Source organism: Kerstersia similis (assembly GCF_965139615.1).
Taxonomy (GTDB): Bacteria; Pseudomonadota; Gammaproteobacteria; order Burkholderiales; family Burkholderiaceae_B; genus Kerstersia; species Kerstersia similis.
Genome location: NZ_CBCSIQ010000002.1, coordinates 250,730 through 267,382, shown reverse-complemented (window position 1 = coordinate 267,382; position 16,653 = coordinate 250,730). Strand labels below are relative to the sequence as shown.

The 16,653-nt window shown below is 60.8% G+C and carries 16 protein-coding genes; 11 read left to right on the top strand and 5 right to left on the bottom strand.

Features of this window, described 5'->3' with window-relative positions:
* Positions 1-83 precede the first annotated feature (83 nt).
* The 6 genes from rph (at position 84) to ntrC (ending at position 6,901) form a co-directional block, all read left to right on the top strand.
* Positions 84-824 carry a ribonuclease PH gene (gene rph / locus ACNA1V_RS02505; protein ID WP_415832033.1) on the top strand — a complete coding sequence of 247 codons (741 nt, stop codon included), beginning with the start codon at positions 84-86 and terminating at the stop codon, positions 822-824.
* The gene (gene rdgB, locus ACNA1V_RS02500; protein ID WP_415831998.1) at positions 821-1,474 is read left to right on the top strand and encodes an RdgB/HAM1 family non-canonical purine NTP pyrophosphatase; all 654 of its coding nucleotides are present in this window, start codon (positions 821-823) and stop codon (positions 1,472-1,474) included. The genes rph and rdgB overlap by 4 nt, the downstream gene beginning before the upstream one ends.
* 25 nt (positions 1,475-1,499) lie before the next feature.
* Positions 1,500-2,720 carry a radical SAM family heme chaperone HemW gene (hemW, locus tag ACNA1V_RS02495; RefSeq protein ID WP_415831997.1) on the top strand — a complete coding sequence of 407 codons (1,221 nt, stop codon included), beginning with the start codon at positions 1,500-1,502 and terminating at the stop codon, positions 2,718-2,720.
* Positions 2,721-2,887: 167 nt separating this feature from the next.
* Positions 2,888-4,297, top strand: a complete 1,410-nt coding sequence (gene glnA / locus ACNA1V_RS02490) for a type I glutamate--ammonia ligase (protein ID WP_415831996.1) — start codon at positions 2,888-2,890, stop codon at positions 4,295-4,297.
* A 61-nt stretch (positions 4,298-4,358) separates the two neighbouring features.
* Positions 4,359-5,417: a nitrogen regulation protein NR(II) gene (gene glnL, locus ACNA1V_RS02485; RefSeq protein ID WP_415831995.1), complete on the top strand. Its 1,059-nt coding sequence runs from the start codon at positions 4,359-4,361 to the stop codon at positions 5,415-5,417.
* A complete protein-coding gene (gene ntrC / locus ACNA1V_RS02480) occupies positions 5,417-6,901 on the top strand; it encodes a nitrogen regulation protein NR(I) (RefSeq protein WP_415832032.1) in 1,485 nt (494 codons plus the stop codon). Before glnL ends, ntrC begins: the two co-directional genes overlap by 1 nt.
* 186 nt (positions 6,902-7,087) lie before the next feature.
* Here the strand turns inward: ntrC and ACNA1V_RS02475 are convergent, their stop codons facing one another.
* The gene (locus ACNA1V_RS02475; protein ID WP_415831994.1) at positions 7,088-7,549 is read right to left on the bottom strand and encodes a GatB/YqeY domain-containing protein; all 462 of its coding nucleotides are present in this window, start codon (positions 7,547-7,549) and stop codon (positions 7,088-7,090) included.
* A gap of 235 nt (positions 7,550-7,784) precedes the next feature.
* On the opposite strand from ACNA1V_RS02475, the gene ACNA1V_RS02470 reads away from it, so the two are divergent.
* The 5 genes from ACNA1V_RS02470 (at position 7,785) to ACNA1V_RS02450 (ending at position 12,950) form a co-directional block, all read left to right on the top strand.
* Positions 7,785-8,564, top strand: a complete 780-nt coding sequence (locus tag ACNA1V_RS02470) for a ferredoxin--NADP reductase (RefSeq protein WP_415831993.1) — start codon at positions 7,785-7,787, stop codon at positions 8,562-8,564.
* A 130-nt stretch (positions 8,565-8,694) separates the two neighbouring features.
* Positions 8,695-9,081, top strand: a complete 387-nt coding sequence (locus tag ACNA1V_RS02465; RefSeq protein ID WP_415831992.1) for a Rid family detoxifying hydrolase — start codon at positions 8,695-8,697, stop codon at positions 9,079-9,081.
* Between the two features lie 21 nt (positions 9,082-9,102).
* Positions 9,103-11,193, top strand: a complete 2,091-nt coding sequence (recG, locus tag ACNA1V_RS02460) for an ATP-dependent DNA helicase RecG (protein WP_415831991.1) — start codon at positions 9,103-9,105, stop codon at positions 11,191-11,193.
* Positions 11,194-11,348: 155 nt separating this feature from the next.
* Positions 11,349-12,296 (top strand): LysR substrate-binding domain-containing protein, encoded by a 948-nt coding sequence (locus ACNA1V_RS02455; RefSeq protein WP_415831990.1) that lies wholly within the window; start codon positions 11,349-11,351, stop codon positions 12,294-12,296.
* Positions 12,297-12,455: 159 nt separating this feature from the next.
* Complete coding sequence (locus ACNA1V_RS02450; RefSeq protein ID WP_415831989.1) at positions 12,456-12,950, top strand: Dps family protein; 495 nt, start codon at positions 12,456-12,458, stop codon at positions 12,948-12,950.
* A 123-nt stretch (positions 12,951-13,073) separates the two neighbouring features.
* On the opposite strand, the gene cysW is transcribed toward ACNA1V_RS02450, so the two are convergent.
* The 4 genes from cysW to ACNA1V_RS02430 all read right to left on the bottom strand — a co-directional run bounded on the left by cysW (position 13,074) and on the right by ACNA1V_RS02430 (position 16,520).
* Positions 13,074-13,910: a sulfate ABC transporter permease subunit CysW gene (cysW, locus tag ACNA1V_RS02445; protein ID WP_415831988.1), complete on the bottom strand. Its 837-nt coding sequence runs from the start codon at positions 13,908-13,910 to the stop codon at positions 13,074-13,076.
* A 3-nt stretch (positions 13,911-13,913) separates the two neighbouring features.
* Complete coding sequence (gene cysT, locus ACNA1V_RS02440; RefSeq protein WP_415831987.1) at positions 13,914-14,756, bottom strand: sulfate ABC transporter permease subunit CysT; 843 nt, start codon at positions 14,754-14,756, stop codon at positions 13,914-13,916.
* 65 nt (positions 14,757-14,821) lie between these two features.
* Positions 14,822-15,838 carry a thiosulfate ABC transporter substrate-binding protein CysP gene (gene cysP / locus ACNA1V_RS02435; RefSeq protein ID WP_415831986.1) on the bottom strand — a complete coding sequence of 339 codons (1,017 nt, stop codon included), beginning with the start codon at positions 15,836-15,838 and terminating at the stop codon, positions 14,822-14,824.
* 82 nt (positions 15,839-15,920) lie between these two features.
* The gene (locus tag ACNA1V_RS02430; protein WP_415831985.1) at positions 15,921-16,520 is read right to left on the bottom strand and encodes an RBBP9/YdeN family alpha/beta hydrolase; all 600 of its coding nucleotides are present in this window, start codon (positions 16,518-16,520) and stop codon (positions 15,921-15,923) included.
* Positions 16,521-16,653 lie beyond the last annotated feature (133 nt).

Here is a 16,653-nt window from a genome sequence, read left to right as displayed (position 1 = left end):
GCCGGCGGGATGCAGGCGGGAGCAGGGGCTTCTACATCTACAATGTAGGGAATTCTATCTGTTGGAGTGTTCTGGTGTCAGAGATATCGTCTTCCCTGTTGGCGCGTCGTCCTGTTGGCCGTGAGGCAAACGCGCTGCGTCCGGTTTCGGTCGAGCGCGGTTTTTCCCCTTATGCAGAGGGCTCGGCGCTGATACGCATGGGGGGTACGCATGTATTGTGCACCGCCAGTGTGCTGGACAAAGTGCCGCCGTTCCTGCGTGGACAGGGGCGTGGCTGGGTCACGGCCGAATATGGCATGTTGCCGCGTGCGACCCATACGCGCGGTGATCGCGAAGCCGCACGCGGCAAGCAGAGCGGCCGCACGCAGGAAATTCAGCGCCTGATCGGTCGCAGCCTGAGAGCGGTATTCGATCTGGAGGCCTTGGGGGAGCGCACCCTGCATCTTGATTGCGATGTCATCCAGGCCGATGGCGGCACGCGCTGCGCCAGTATCACGGGCGCATGGATCGCTGCCGCCGATGCGGTGGACTGGTTGCTGCGCGAAGGGAAAATCGAGCGCTCTGCCGTGACGAGTCAGGTGGCTGCCGTGTCGGTCGGTCGTGTTGATGGCCGGGCGTTGCTGGATCTGGACTATCCCGAAGACTCCGGTTGTGATGCCGATGTCAATGTCGTCATGACCGGGCAAGGGTGCCTCGTGGAAGTGCAGGGCACGGCAGAGCGCGAGGCATTCAATCGCCGTGAATTCAATGAGCTGCTGGATCTGGCGGAGTTGGGAATCGGCCAGCTGTTTGAAATCCAGCGTACATCCAGGAGCGGCGCATGAGCCAGGGGGAATCGCCCACCGCAGCGCAGGCCCGGCCGCAGCGGCCTGCTGGCATGGATCGCATCGTGCTGGCGTCCGGCAATGCCGGCAAGATCCGTGAATTTCGCCGTCTGTTCGAGGCGTACGGAATCCATCTGATTCCCCAGGGGGAATTGGATGTGCCTGAGGCGCCGGAGCCGCATTGCACCTTTATTGAAAATGCCTTGGCCAAGGCGCGCCATGCCAGCAAGCTGACAGGTTTGCCGGCACTGGCGGATGACTCGGGCCTGTGCGTGCCGGTGTTGGGCGGCGCACCTGGGGTGTATTCCGCCCGTTATGCGCAAATGCAGGGCGGAGAAAAAAGCGATGCGGCCAATAATGCTTGCCTGGTGCAGGCTTTGGCCGGGCAGACGGATCGCCGCGCATTTTATGTGGCTGTGCTGGTGCTGGTGCGCCACGCCGAAGATCCGCATCCGCTGATCGCCGATGGCGTCTGGCATGGCGAAGTCGTCGATATACCGCGTGGCGAGCACGGCTTCGGCTACGATCCGCACTTTTTCCTGCCGCAGGAAAACCTGACGGCCGCAGAAATGGCGCCCGAACTTAAAAACCGCATCAGCCATCGAGCACTGGCCTGGCAAGCGCTGGCTGCCCGGCTGGCCCATGCCTGAGCCTTGAAGGCAATCGTTCGTTTTCATGGCTACCGTCATTCCCATCATGCCTGCAGGCCTGTCGCGGCGCGAGCTGCGGCAGGCGCAAGCCACCGTCCTCCAGGCGCTGCCGCCGCTGGCACTGTATATCCATGTTCCGTGGTGCGTGCGTAAATGCCCGTACTGTGATTTCAATTCCCACAATGCGCCGACCGTGCTGCCGGAGGCAGAGTATCTGGCGGCCTTGCGCAGCGATCTGGAGCAGACCTTGCCGCAGGTCTGGGGACGCCAGGTCATTTCTGTCTTTATCGGTGGTGGCACACCCAGCTTGCTATCGGCGGGCGCCGTCGATGAAATGCTGGGCATGGTGCGTGCCTATCTGAAGCTGCTGCCAGATGCCGAGATCACGATGGAAGCCAATCCCGGCACGGTCGAAGCCGGGCGTTTCCAGGCCTATGCGCGCAGTGGCGTGAATCGACTGTCTTTGGGCGTGCAAAGTTTTGATGATGCCTGTCTGCGCGCCCTCGGGCGCATCCACGACGGCAGGCAGGCACGCGCAGCGATTGCGCTGGCGCTGGATGCCGTGCCTCGGGTCAATCTGGACTTGATGTTCGCGTTGCCCGGGCAGGACGAGGCTGGCGCACGCCAGGATATTGATACTGCGCTGTCATTCGGCACCGGGCATCTGTCGCTGTATCACCTGACGCTGGAACCCAATACAGTCTTTGCAAAGTATCCGCCTCCCTTGCCCGACGATGATGTCGCCGCAGCCATCCAGGAGATGCTGCAGCATCGCGTGGCGCAAGCCGGCTACGATCAATACGAGGTTTCGGCCTATGCCAAGGCCGGACAGCGCTGTCAGCACAATACCAATTACTGGGAGTTCGGGGATTACCTGGGGATTGGGCCGGGTGCTCATGCGAAGGTGTCCTTTCACGACCGTATTCTGCGGGAGGCACGTACCCGGAGTCCTGAGCAATGGATGCAGCGCGCTTTGGCGGGTGATGGTTCCCATATTGCCAGCAGCGAGGTGTTGCAGGCCCATGACTTGCCCTTTGAATTCATGCTCAATGCCCTGCGTTTGCGCGCCGGGGTGCCCAGCGCCAGCTTCAGTGCGCGCACAGGTTTGCCGTTAGCGAGCATTCACGCACAATTGCGGCGTGCGATGAGCAAGGGATTACTGGATGCCGATCCAGCAGTGTTGCGCGCATCCCCTCTGGGGTGGCAGTTTTTGAACGATTTACTGGAAATGTTTTTGCCGGAGTGATCCAATCCGGTGCAGTGATCCATATTGGTGCTTGGCTTGCACTGATATGGTGCATATGGAAACATGAAAGCCTGCGTTGCCAGTCAAAAAAGTTGGCACGCTAATTGCTTAGTACGGACTGAACGCGCAGCGTGGCGGCGCGCGGAACTCACTACACTGGAGATAACATGGCAACGCCTCAAGATGTGCTCAAGACGATTGCGGAAAACGATGTCAAGTTCGTTGACTTCCGCTTTACCGATACGCTGGGCAAGGAACAACACGTTTCGGTGCCAGCGCATCGCGTAGAAGAAGAAACCTTCGAGACGGGTCAGGCTTTCGACGGCTCGTCGATTGCAGGCTGGAAGGGCATCGAAGCCTCCGATATGGTGCTGATTCCCGATGCTTCGACGGCTCACCTCGATCCGTTCACGCAGCAAACCACGCTGATCCTGACCTGCGATGTGATCGACCCCGCAGACATGAAAGGCTACGAACGCGACCCGCGTTCGCTGGCACGCCGCGCCGAAGCGTATCTGAAATCCAGTGGCCTGGGCGATACGGCATTTTTCGGCCCGGAACCCGAGTTCTTCGTGTTTGACGGCGTATCCTGGGACGACGGCCCTTCGGGCGCGTTCTACAAGATTGCTTCCGATGAAGGCGCCTGGTCGCGTTCCAACGATGCCAGCAGCAACTACGGCCACCGTCCTCGCGTGAAGGGCGGCTACTTCCCGGTGCCGCCGGTGGATTCCTTCAACGACATGCGCGCCGAAATGTGTATGTTGCTCGAAGAGCTGGGTGTCCCGGTCGAAGTGCACCACCATGAAGTGGCAGGCCCTGGCCAGCTGGAAATCGGCACCAAGTTCAGCACGCTGGTGCAGCGCGCCGACTGGACGCAGATCATGAAGTATGTGATCCATAATGTGGCGCACAACTACGGCAAGACGGCAACCTTCATGCCCAAGCCCATCATGGGCGATAACGGTTCCGGCATGCACGTGCACCAGTCCATCTGGAAAGATGGCCAGAACCTGTTTGCGGGCAATGCTTATGCCGGCCTGTCTGAATTCGCGCTGTATTACATCGGTGGCATCATCAAGCACGCTCGTGCACTGAATGCCTTCACCAACCCTGGCACGAACTCCTACAAGCGCCTGGTGCCGCACTATGAAGCACCGGTCAAGCTGGCCTACTCGGCACGTAACCGTTCTGCCTCGATCCGTATTCCGTATGTGGCCAACCCCAAGGGCCGCCGCATCGAAGCGCGCTTCCCGGATCCCCTGGCCAATCCGTACCTGGCATTCTCCGCATTGATGATGGCGGGTCTGGACGGTGTGCAGAACAAGATTCACCCCGGCGATCCTGCCGACAAGAATCTGTACGATCTGCCGCCGGAAGAAGATGCGAAGATCCCGACGGTTTGCGCATCGCTCGAACAGGCACTGGAATCGCTGGATAACGACCGCGAATTCCTGACGCGCGGTGGTGTGTTCAGCAATGCGATGATCGACGCCTACCTGGGTCTGAAGCAAGGCGAGGTCAACCGTCTGCGCATGGTGGCGCATCCGGTCGAGTTCGATATGTACTACAGCCTGTAAAACCGGCCGGCGGCGCGCCTGTTGCGTGCCGCCGCGCCATCGCCCCGAGGAGCCGTCCATCATGAATCTTGACGCATTGGATCTGCTGGCCTGCTCGGTGTTATTGATTGACGCCCAGGGGCAGGTGGCGCACGCCAACAGCGCTGCGGAAGACGTTTTCGGGCGGGCGCGCAGGCGTCTGACCGGAATGCCGGTCGAACACCTGTTCGTCGAAACGGCAGATATCCGCGCCGCTGTGGCCAGCTCTCAGGCAGATGGTTTTGCGGATCTGCGTCTGCACTTGCAGGCGCGCCGTGGCCTGACGGAAACGCCGGCTGTAGCTGTCACCGTCCTGACCTTGACGGCACAGCCCTGGCCGACCCTGATGGAAGTCCGGGAAGTGACCCAGGCGCAGCTGGCTGACCGCAACAGCCAGATTCATGCCAGCCTGCAAGGCCAGCGCGAACTGCTGCGCAATCTGGCGCATGAAATCAAGAACCCCTTGGGTGGCCTGCGTGGCGCGGCGCAGCTGCTGGAAGCAGAGCTGCCTGATCCGGCGCTGCAGGAGTACACCCAGGTCATTATTTCCGAGGCAGACCGACTGCAGGCCTTGGTGGATCGCCTGGCGGCATCGCAACGCATTGCTGCCGTACGGCGCACACCGACCAATATTCACGAGGTCTGTGAGCGGGTTTGTGCCTTGATCAGCGCGGAATTCCGTGATGCCGTCATCCTGCAGCGTGACTACGATGCATCGGTGCCGGAAATCATGGCCGATTCCGAGCGCCTCATACAGGCATTGCTCAATGTCATGCGCAATGCGGCACAAGCGCTGACACAACCGGTGCCCACCCCGGGAGCCAGAATCACCTTGCGCACCCGTGTCATGCGGCGCGTCATCATCGGCGGCAGGCAGGAACGCATGGCGCTGGCGGTATCGGTGATCGACAACGGCCCGGGTGTGCCGGAAAACATCCAGGACAGAGTGTTCCATCCCCTGGTCACCGGCCGTGCCAGCGGTACGGGGCTGGGCCTCAGTCTGGCACAGGACTTTCTCCAGCAGCATGATGGTGTGATCGAGTTCCGTTCAGAACCCGGCAACACTGAATTCAGTCTGGTGCTACCCATGGAGCTAGCGTGATGAAATCGGTTTGGATAGTAGATGATGACCAGGCCATTCGCTGGGTACTGGAAAAAGCATTGGCGCGTGCGGGTATCGTAACGCGCAGTTTTTCCGGCCCGGAACGGGTATTGCAGGCCTTGGAGCAGGAGCAGCCCGATGCGCTGGTATCTGATATCCGCATGCCTGGTGGCGATGGGCTGGAACTGCTGGGCCAGATCAAGGCCAGCTATCCGGCGCTGCCGGTCATTGTCATGACCGCATATGCCGACCTGGAAAGTACGGTTTCCGCCTTTCAGCATGGCGCGTTCGATTATCTCGCCAAGCCTTTCGATGTCAATGACGCGGTCGCGTTGATTCAGCGTGCAACGCAGGACAACAGGCGGGCGCAGCCTGCGCTGGGCGACTCGGCAACCATGCCGGTGGATCAACGCGTCATGATGATGCGTTCGGCCTCCACCGCGATGCAGGAAGTATTCAGGGCGATAGGCCGCCTGGCGCAATCGCGTGCCACAGTATTGATCACGGGTGAATCAGGCACCGGCAAGGAGCTGATTGCACGTGCGCTGCACAGTCACGGTTCGCGTGCCACGGCACCATTCGTGGCATTGAATGCTGCCGCGATCCCTCGCGATCTGTTGGAGGCCGAGCTGTTTGGCCATGAACGCGGTGCGTTTACGGGGGCCAGCCAGTTGCGTCGGGGACGCTTTGAAGAAGCGGACGGCGGAACGCTGTTTCTGGACGAAATCGGCGACATGCCCCTGGAATTGCAAACCCGCTTGTTGCGTGTGCTGGCAGAGGGCAGTTTCTATCGTGTCGGTGGTGCGCAGCCCGTCAAGGTGGATGTGCGCATCATTGCGGCGACCCACCAGCCGCTGGAGCAATTGGTGGCGCAAGGGCGTTTTCGGGAGGATCTGTTTCATCGCCTGAATGTGATTCGCCTGCGCCTGCCGCCCTTGCGCGAACGGCGCGAGGACATCCCGGCGCTGACCGAACACTTTCTGGCTCAAAGCGCACGTACGCTGGGTGTTGCGCCGAAAACCCTGACCGCAGACGCGATGCACGCCTTCTGTCGTTTCGATTTTCCGGGCAATGTGCGACAACTGGAAAATTTCTGCCACTGGCTGACGGTCATGGCGCCAGGGCAGATGGTCGGCCTGGAGGACTTGCCACCCGAAATCAGTGCCGCCAGGGTGCAGCAGGCACAACAGCAAGTGCAGGGCGAGGCGCTGGCCTTGCATGCCAGTCTGCCATCGAGCCCGGCCAGTGATCCGCTGGCAGCAGGCGCCTGGCACGCCAGCCTGAGGCAGGATGTCAAGCAGCGCCTGGCGCGTGGCGAGTTCGACATCATGGCGGTACTGACGCGGCAATTCGAGGAAATCCTGTTGCAGGCAGCACTCGACGCATGCCGGGGACGACGCATCGAAGCGGCGGCGCGCCTGGGCATCGGCCGTAACACGCTGACGCGCAAACTCAAGGACTGGGAAGAGGTGGGGCTGGAATGAATACGCCTCGACCCGGTGGTTCCGCCTGGCATGCGATAGCTTGCGCCATCGCCGAACAAACCGCCGACCGCACAAATGAACAAAGCACCTGCAAAGGTGCTTTGTTCATTCTGGCTGGGCCTGGCCAGAAGCGCGAACGCATCGGGCCTGAAGTGGCATAAACCCGGCCAGGAGGCCGCATCATGGTTAATTGGCCAGCTTGGCTTTTACCATTGCCGACAGTTGCGACATATCAGCGCGCCCGGCCAGTGCGGCCTTCAGCGTACCCATGATCTTGCCCATGGCGGCGGGGCCGTTTGCGCCTTGCGCCAGGGCGTCCTTGATGGCGGCATCGACGGCAGCTTCAATTTCAGCGGCATCAGCCTGTTGCGGCAGGAATTCCTGTAGCACCAGCAATTCTGCTTCTTCGTGCGCGGCGGACTCGGTACGGCCGGCTTGCGCGAACGCAGTGATCGACTCACGGCGCTGTTTCACCTGCTTTTCGACGATGCGCTGAATGGCGGCGTCGTCGAGGTCTTCGCGGGTGTCGATTTCGACCTGCTTGATGGCTGCCTGCAGAAAACGCAGGGTGCCGAGGCGGGCGCTGTCCTTGGCGCGCATGGCCGCCTTGATTTCATCCATGATCCGGGCTTTGAGCAATGCTGACATGATGATAGGTGTCGTGTCTGTGATGGTTCAAGACAGCATCATACTACCGGCGCAGGCAGCGCAGCAGATGCCGGCAAGGCACGCTTTTCGCCAGGCCGCAGGCATGTGCCTTAGATGCAGGGCGAATATGCTTATTGCGCACCATTCTTATTCCCAACCGGCGGCGCGTAAGTTGATAAAATGCCCGCACTTTCATCAATTCGCTGTGTGGCAGCAAAGGTTATTCGTCAACAACATGGCAGCCTTCTACAACGAGCGCGTGCTCAGTGTGCATCACTGGAACGACACCTTGTTTTCATTCCGTACCACTCGTGATCCCGCCCTGCGGTTCCACAATGGCCACTTCGTCATGATCGGCCTGGAGGTTGAGGGCAAGCCGCTGCTGCGCGCCTACAGCATTGCCAGCGCCAACTACGAAGAGCATCTGGAGTTCTTCAGCATCAAGGTGCAGAACGGCCCGCTGACCTCGCGCTTGCAACACCTGCAGCCCGGCGATACCTTGCTCGTCAGCAAGAAACCGGTCGGTACGCTGGTGGCCGATGATCTGCGCCCGAATGGCCGCAATCTTTATCTGTTCGGCACCGGCACCGGGCTGGCGCCGTTCATGAGCATCATCAAAGACCCCGAGGTCTATGAGCGCTTTGAAACGGTCGTGCTGCTGCACGGCGTGCGCTGGGTCAGCGAACTGGCCTATGCGGATTACATCGAAAAGGAACTGCCGGAGAATGAATTCTTCGGAGATGTGGTGCGTGAGAAGCTGATCTATTACCCGACGGTCACGCGTGAACCGTTCCGCAATCAGGGCCGGGTGACGGAAGTGGTGGAAAACGGCAAGCTGTTTGAAACCATCGGCCTGCCGCCCCTGGATCCGGCCGTGGACCGTGCCATGATCTGCGGTAGCCCCTCCATGCTGCAAGATGTCAGCGCCATGCTGGATAGCCGGGGGTTTGTCATTTCTCCGGGAGTGGGCCAGCCCGGCGATTACGTCGTGGAACGTGCCTTCGTCGAGAAATAAGCTCGCCGGCCTGCTTGCGTTCTGGCCCTTGCGCCGGTCTTATATATAATCGTCTGGCTGCCGGCAGTGCTGGCAGCTTCCAATCTGTCAGGCTCCCGGGGGGAGACCTGCAGCTACGCGAGAGAAAAACATGAGCAAGCAAATCATTCATACCGATGCCGCCCCGGCAGCGGTCGGTCCGTATTCCCAGGCAGTTGCCGCCAGCGGCACCCGCACCGTTTTCCTGTCCGGCCAGATCGGTCTTGAGCCGGGTACCGGCGAAATGGTTTCAGAAAACTTCGAAGCCCAGGTTCGCCAGGCTTTTGCCAATATGTCGGCGGTCATCGAGGCATCCGGCGGTACGCTGGATAATATCGTCAAGCTGACCTTGTTCCTGACGGATCTCAGCCGGTTTGCCGCCGCCAACGCCATCATGGCGGAAATCATCCCGCAGCCGTTCCCGGCCCGTTCCACGGTTGGCGTCGCCAGCCTGCCCAAGGGCGCACAATTCGAAGTCGAGGCCATTCTCGTCATCTGAACGGGAGCCGCCACCGTTTCCATGCAGACAGAAGCATCGTCTGGCAAAAAAGGGCGTCAGGGCGCTCGGGGCGGGCGTCCTTCGGCGGCAACGGTTGCCGGGCGCCTGGAGCGCCTGGGCTTGCGTCGTCCTGAGGATTTCGCGCTGCATCTGCCGCTGCGCTATGAAGACGAAACCCAGGTCGTTTCCATTGCCCAGGCCCGTCCTGGTGCGGTGGCGCAGGTATCAGGCACGATCACGCGCAATGAAGTGCTGCTGCGCCCGCGGCGGCAACTGAGCGTGACCTTGACGGACGACAGCGGCAGCATGACGCTGCGCTGGCTGAATTTCTACCCCAATCAGCGCAAACAGGTCGAGGAAGGGGCAGAGGTCCGCGCGATCGGTGAGGTGCGCGGAAATCTGTTCGGCAAGGAAATCATTCATCCGCGTATCGTCGCCGCTGGACGCGAACTGCCGCAGACCCTGACACCGGTGTATCCCACCACGGAAGGCTTGTCGCAGCTGGTGCTGCGCAAGGCCATTGCCGAGGCCTTGCCGCGTGCTCATCTGGCAGACATCCTGCCGGCCAGCTTGCGCGCATCGCTGGATTTGATGGATCTGCATGAGGCGGTCATGTTTTTGCATGCGCCGACCCCAGGCACGCCTGTGCAATCCCTGGAGTTCCGCACCCATCCGGCATGGCGGCGGGTGATGTTCGATGAAATGCTGGCGCACCAGCTTTCAATGGCTGCCGCCCGGGCGGCGCGCCTGTCCAAGCGGGCCCGGCCCCTGGCGCTGCGGCGCGAAGCGGATTCCCTGACCCGCCGTTTGCTGGCGCGCCTGCCATTTGCCTTGACCGCCGCCCAGCAACGCGTCGTGGCTGAAATTTCCGCCGACCTGGGGCGCACGCACCCCATGCATCGCTTATTGCAAGGCGATGTGGGCAGCGGCAAGACGGTTGTCGCTGCGCTGGCAGCAACACAAGCCATAGATGCGGGTGCGCAGGTGGCCTTGATGGCCCCGACAGAATTGCTGGCCGAACAGCATTTCCGCAAGCTGGTGGACTGGCTGGAACCATTGGGCGTGCCGGTAGCATGGCTGAGTGGCAGCCAGAAAGCCAAGGCACGCCGCGAGGCCTTGCAGGCCATTGCGGCTGGCCAGGCGCCGCTGGTGGTGGGCACCCAGGCACTGGTGCAGGATCATGTCGATTTCGATTGCCTGGGCCTGGTGATCGTGGATGAGCAGCATCGCTTCGGTGTGGGGCAGCGCTTGGCGCTGAGCCGCAAAGGCGAAGACGATGCCGCGGTGGAAGTGCCGCATCTGCTCAATATGAGCGCCACGCCCATCCCGCGCACCCTGGCCATGACGCATTTTGCCGATCTGGATGTATCGGTGATTGACGAGTTGCCGCCCGGCCGGACGCCCGTGCGTACCAAGCTTGTGGAAGAAGGGCGGCGCGAAGAGGTCATTGCGCTGGTCGCCCAGGCGGTACGCGAAGGGCGCCAGGCGTATTGGGTCTGTCCGCTCGTGGAGGAAAGCGAAGCCTTGGCGCTGCAGACGGCAGTCGATACCCATGCCGTCCTGAGCGCCGCCTTGCCCGATCTGACCCTGGGGCTTGTGCATGGGCGCTTGAGCGCAGCGGAAAAAGCCGTGGTGATGGATGGGTTTCGCAAGGGTGACATCGACCTGCTGGTGGCAACGACCGTCATCGAGGTCGGCGTGGATGTGCCGAATGCCTCGTTGATGGTGATTGAGCATGCCGAGCGCTTTGGCCTGGCACAGTTGCATCAGCTGCGCGGGCGGGTGGGGCGCGGCGCGGCGCAGTCAGTCTGCGTTTTACTGTACCAAGGCCCGCTTTCGGCCCATGCCCGGGATCGCCTGAAAGCCATGTACGAGACGAACGACGGCTTTGAGATTGCCCGGCGCGACCTGGAGCAACGCGGTCCGGGCGAATTCCTCGGCACGCGCCAATCCGGCATGGCAATGCTGCGCTATGGCGATACCGAACAATTCCCGGAACTGGCCGAGCAGGCCAGGGATGCGGCGCGGCTGTTGTTGCGGGACGCGCCGGAAGTGGCCCATGCTCACCTGGATCGCTGGATGTCAGGAAGGGAAGATTTTCTGAGGACATAGCATTTGGGGTGGTAGCGGCAGAGGCTTTACGGTGTTTTGTACCAGTCTTGGCGCCTGATCCCGCCAGATGCCATATCATGTGGGTAGGGAACGGCGATAGAGATGATCGCAGCGTCGTTTCATCAGCGATCAAGAATGAGATAGCGGAATTTTCAATGACTTTGACCGAGTTGAAGTACATCGTCGCAGTTGCCAGAGAGCGTCATTTCGGGCGCGCTGCCGAGGCGTGCTTCGTAAGCCAGCCCACGCTTTCCGTGGCCATACGCAAGCTGGAGGATGAGCTGGGCGTGGCAATTTTCGAGCGTGGCAGTTCGGAAGTCGGCGTCACGGCGCTGGGCGAACGCATTGTCGCCCAGGCGCAGAAAGTGCTGGAAGAAAGCGCCTACCTGAAGGAAATTGCCCAGCAAGGTCATGACCCGCTTTCCGGGCCATTGCGTGTCGGCGTCATACATACGATAGGACCGTACCTGCTGCCTTATCTGGTGCCGCGCCATATTTCCAGCATCCCGCAGATGCCCTTGCTGCTGCAGGAGAACTTTACCGTCCGTCTGGTCGAGTTGCTGCGCCAGGGGGAAATCGACTGCGCCATCATGGCATTGCCGCTGCCCGAGGCAGGCTTGATGACGCGGCCGCTGTACGACGAGCCGTTTGTCGTGGCCGTGCCGGTCAGCCATCCCTGGGCCAACCGTGATTCGATTGATGCCAATGATCTGAAACAGGAAACCATGCTGCTGTTGGGGCATGGCCATTGTTTCCGTGATCAGGTGCTGGGTGTCTGTCCGGAAATGTCGCGCTTCTCGGCTGCGGCAGATGGCATCCAGCGTTCCTTCGAGGGATCGTCGCTGGAAACCATTCGTCATATGGTTGCTTCCGGCATAGGCATCACGGTGCTGCCCATTACTTCTGTACCCAAGGATACGTCCAGTACGCCTTTGCTGCGCTACATCCCATTTCGTTCGCCGGTGCCGGATCGTCGTGTCGTGCTGGCCTGGCGCCGTAGCTTCCCGCGTCAGGCCGCCGTCGATGCGCTGGCGCATACCGTTTACGAGTGCGGCATGCCCAACGTGAAAATGCTGGAAGAAAGCGAGATCGAGCAAGTCTGATCAGGTGGTCGCAAGCTTTGCCGGAAAGCCCGGCTTGCTTGGCATCAAGCCGGCGAGTCGGGCTTTCTGCTATGCTGTTTCTGTCATCAGGGCGCGTAGCGGGCGAGCTGCCGGCCACGCGCGAAACGGCGGAAACGCCATCTGAACCAGGAGAAACGCATGTCCAGTTCCAAAAAAATTGCAGCCCCCGGTATTGATATCGGCATCTCTGAGAAAAACCGTCTGGCCGTCGCCCAGGAACTATCCAAGGTGCTGGCGGATGCCCACGCGCTGTATCTGATGACGCACAATTTTCACTGGAACGTGACCGGGCCGTTGTTCAATACGCTGCACACGATGTTCATGGATCAGTACACTGAACAGTGGAATGCGCTGGATGACATTGCCGAGCGTATCCGTGCACTGGGCGTTTATGCGCCGGGCACCACCCGCGAGTTCGCCAAGCTGGCTTCCATCGCCGAACCGGATGATGTGCCGGAAGCGCTGGAAATGGTGCGCTTGCTGGTGAAGGGCAATGAGTCGGTAGCCAAGACGGCTCGCAAGGCTTTCAGCATTGCCGACGAAGCCAACGACCAGCCCACGGCTGACCTGCTGACGCAGCGCCTGGATATTCATGAGAAAAATGCATGGATGCTGCGTAGCCTGCTGCAATAAACAAAGCCTGAGCCTGGCGCCGCCGGGCGAGTGAGTGTGCATGCCCCAGCCCTGATGAATTCACGGGCTGGGGCATTTTTTTCAGCAGCGGGGATGTGGGGCGGCGGGGCGCAGCCGCCCGCGTCATGGCTTGCCGGGGCTGCGGGCACGCAGCAGGACGTCCTTGCGTTCCATGATGATTTTGGCGGCGAGCGTGACCAGGGCGATGGTGGTCAGCAGCGCAGCGGCAGTAAATGCGGCGACGGCTTTGTTGTCATCATTGAGCTGCTGGATCAGCAGGGGCAAGGTCAGGGTCTTGCCGCGGATCACCCCCGACACCACGGAGACCGCGCCAAACTCACCGACGGCCCGCGCATTGGTGATGGCCACGCCATAGAGCAGGCCCCATTTTATTTTGGGCAAGGTGATACGGCGGAAGATCTGCCAGCCACTGGCGCCCAGCGTGAGTGCTGCGTGTTCTTCGTCATTGCCCTGTGCCTGCATCAAGGGAATCAGGATGCGCGCCACGAAAGGAGCTGTGACGAACATGGTCGCCATCACCATGCCTGGCCAGGCAAAAATCAGCTGGATGTCATGTTCGTACAGCCATTCCCCGAACAGCCCTTCAAGGCCATAGACCAGCAAGTAGCAGAGCCCGGCCACGACGGGTGAAATCGCATAGGGAATGTCCGTCAATGTGATGAGGAACTGGCGCCCGCGAAAGCGGTACTGCGTGACGCACCAGGCGAGCATGATGCCGAAAATCAGGTTGACCGGTACGGTAATGACGGCGATCAGCAGCGTCAGCTTGATGGCATGGACAGTGTCGGGAGCCAGCACGTTGCTGACAAAGGTTGTCCAGCCCAGCGACAATGCCTGCGTGAAGATCAGTACCAACGGCATCACCAGCAGCAGCACGGCGCCGACAACGCCCAGCGTGATCAGGGTCCAGGCTTTCCAGCCTTGTTGATTGCGCACCATGGCTTAAACCTCCGTCCGATACCAGGGCAGCAGCCACTTCTGGGCCATGCGCAGGCCAAACAGCAGCAGCAGGGAAGCAAACAGCACGACGGTGGCAATGGCCGCCGCCGCCGGGTAATTGTTCTCGGCTTGCCGCATGAAAATCATCAAAGAAGTGATTTCAGTACGGAATGGCAGGTTGCCGGCGATCATTACCACCGCGCCGAATTCTCCCAGGCTGCGAATGAATGCCTGTGAAGCGCCTGTCATGATGGCGGGCAGCAGTGCGGGCAGAATGACGCGCCGCAGGATCTGCCCATCGCGCGCGCCCAGCGTTCTCGCCGCTTCTTCATATTCCGGGCCGACGTCCGCCAGAACGGGCTGGACCGAACGCACCACAAACGGCAGGCTGGTGAACACCATGGCAATGACCAGCCCGGGAAAGGCATAGGCGACCTTGATGCCCCATGCGGAAAAATACTGGCCCAGCCAGCCCGGGGGGGAGAGCAGCAGCGCCAGCGTCAGACCGGCAACAGCGGTAGGCAAGGCGAAGGGCAGGTCCACCAGTGCATCAAGCAGCCGTTTGCCGGGGAATTCGTAGCGCACGATGATCCAGCTCAGCAGGAGGCCGAACAGGGTCGCGAAAACCGTGGACAGAAATGCGCCGTACAAGGTCACCCTGTAACTGGCAACCACGCGCGGATCGCTGATGGCGCGCCAATATTCGGCCCAGCTCATGCCCGAGGCATAAATCAGCAAGCCGGCGATCGGCAGCAGGATGATGAGGGACAGGTATAGAACGCTGATGCCGAAGCTCAGGCCGAAGCCGGGCAGCGAAGGAGGGCGATTGAAGAATTTTGGCAGCATGTAAGGCGCAAAGGCGCCGCATCATGCGGCGCCTTGTCAGTATCGACTTTCAGACGGTGCGGAGATCAGCGTTTGCTGGCGGCCTGGGCCAGCAATTCGTCGAGCACGCCGCCGGAGGCAAAGTGCTTGCTTTGGATGTTGTCCCAATCACCCAGCACTTCCTGCGGGTTCAACAGGCGAACCTCGGGGAAACGTTCGGCGTTAGCCTTGACCACTTCCGGGTCATGCACGCGGTAATTGTAGTCGGCCAGCAGCGCCTGAATCTCCGGGGTGTATTGGAATTGCAAGAATTCCTGTGCCACTTCTTCCGTTTTCTCGCGCTTGGCGACACGGTCCACGACGGCTACCGGGAACTCGGCCAATACGCTGACCGGCGGCACCACGATTTCGTAACCTTTTGCCTTGAACTCTTCGGACTTGGCGATATTGTTCACTTCGGATTCGAAGGTCAGCAGCACATCCCCTTGTTCGTTTGCAAATGCCGTGGTGGCGCCGCGTCCGCCGGTGGGGAAGGTTTCGACATTGCCCAGCAGCTTGGAAACGAAATCGCGCGTCTTGGCTTCGTCGCCGCCGAATTTTTCATTGGCGTAGAGCCAGGCGCCAAGGTAGGTGTAGCGGGCATTGCCTGAGGTTTTCGGGTTGGGGAATACCAGCTTGACGTCTTCGCGTACCAGGTCATCCCAATTCTTGATGTTTTTGGGGTTGTCCTTGCGCACCAGGAAGGCAATCGTGCTGTAGTAAGGGGAACTGTTGTTGGCGAATTTCTGTTGCCAATCCTTGGCCACAAAGCCACGGTTGGCCAGCAGGTTGATGTCAGTGACCTGATTGAAGCTGACGGCGCTGATGGGCAGGCCTTGCAAAATGGCGTTGGCCTGAGCGGTAGTGCCGCCGAACGAAGGTTCGATGTTCAAGTCTTCGCCCTTGGTTTCTTTCCAGTGAGCGACGAACAGCGGATTGATCGCGCCAAACAGTTCCCGGGAAATATCGTAGGAGGCCGTACCGAGTTTGGTTTGTGCGCCGGCGGCGGCAGTGGCGCCGAGCAGGGCGATGGCGAGGCTGCGGGTCAGGAGTCGTTTCAGCATGTGGTGGGTCCAGTCTAGAGGCGGATACGGCAGATGAAAGTAGGGAAGACAAGCAGCCTGCGGCGGCAGGGCTGCCGGCGGCTTAGGTGTGTACCGTACGATCCGGTACGGGCGGAATTCTCGGGGCCGGAGGCACCAGGCGCCAGCTGGCGCGGCGGCGCAAGGCCGTCAGTATCTTCAAGCCCTGGGGCCAGCTGCCGAAACCGGAAGCGCTATTGATATGGCCGGCTTCCGGGAGAATATTCAAGCGGCTGCCCCAGGCGTCGGCGAACAGGCGGGCACGATCCAGGGTGCAGTAGGGGTCGTTGTCACTGGCAACGACGACGCTCTGGAAGGGCAATGGATTCAGCGGGATCGGGCCGAACTGGCGCAAGGATTCATGCGCACCGGGCCGTTCGATGTCGGCGGGCGCAACCAGCAGGGCACCCGCCACACGGCGTTGCAGGCTGGCAGGCAAATGAGCCACTGTGATGCAGCCCAGGCTGTGCGCAACCAGCAGCGCAGGCGTGGGCGAATCACTGATGGCTCGCGCCAGTGTTTCCACCCAGGCCGCCGGCGAAAGCGTGTCCCAGTCTGCCTGCTGCAAACGCACGACATTGGAAAGTCGGCTTTCCCAGAGGCTTTGCCAGTGGCCGGCGTCAGAGTTGCGCCAGCCGGGGATGATGATGGTCTGAAGTCGCATGCCGATCATGATGCAGGCCGGGGAACGCAACTCAAACGAATAATTCGCCCTTTGTATATGCTTCAAAGATATATATGGAAGAGGCTACTGCCAGGGTTTCGCGGCTGGCCACAAGTTAGCCGAGGTGCGCGGC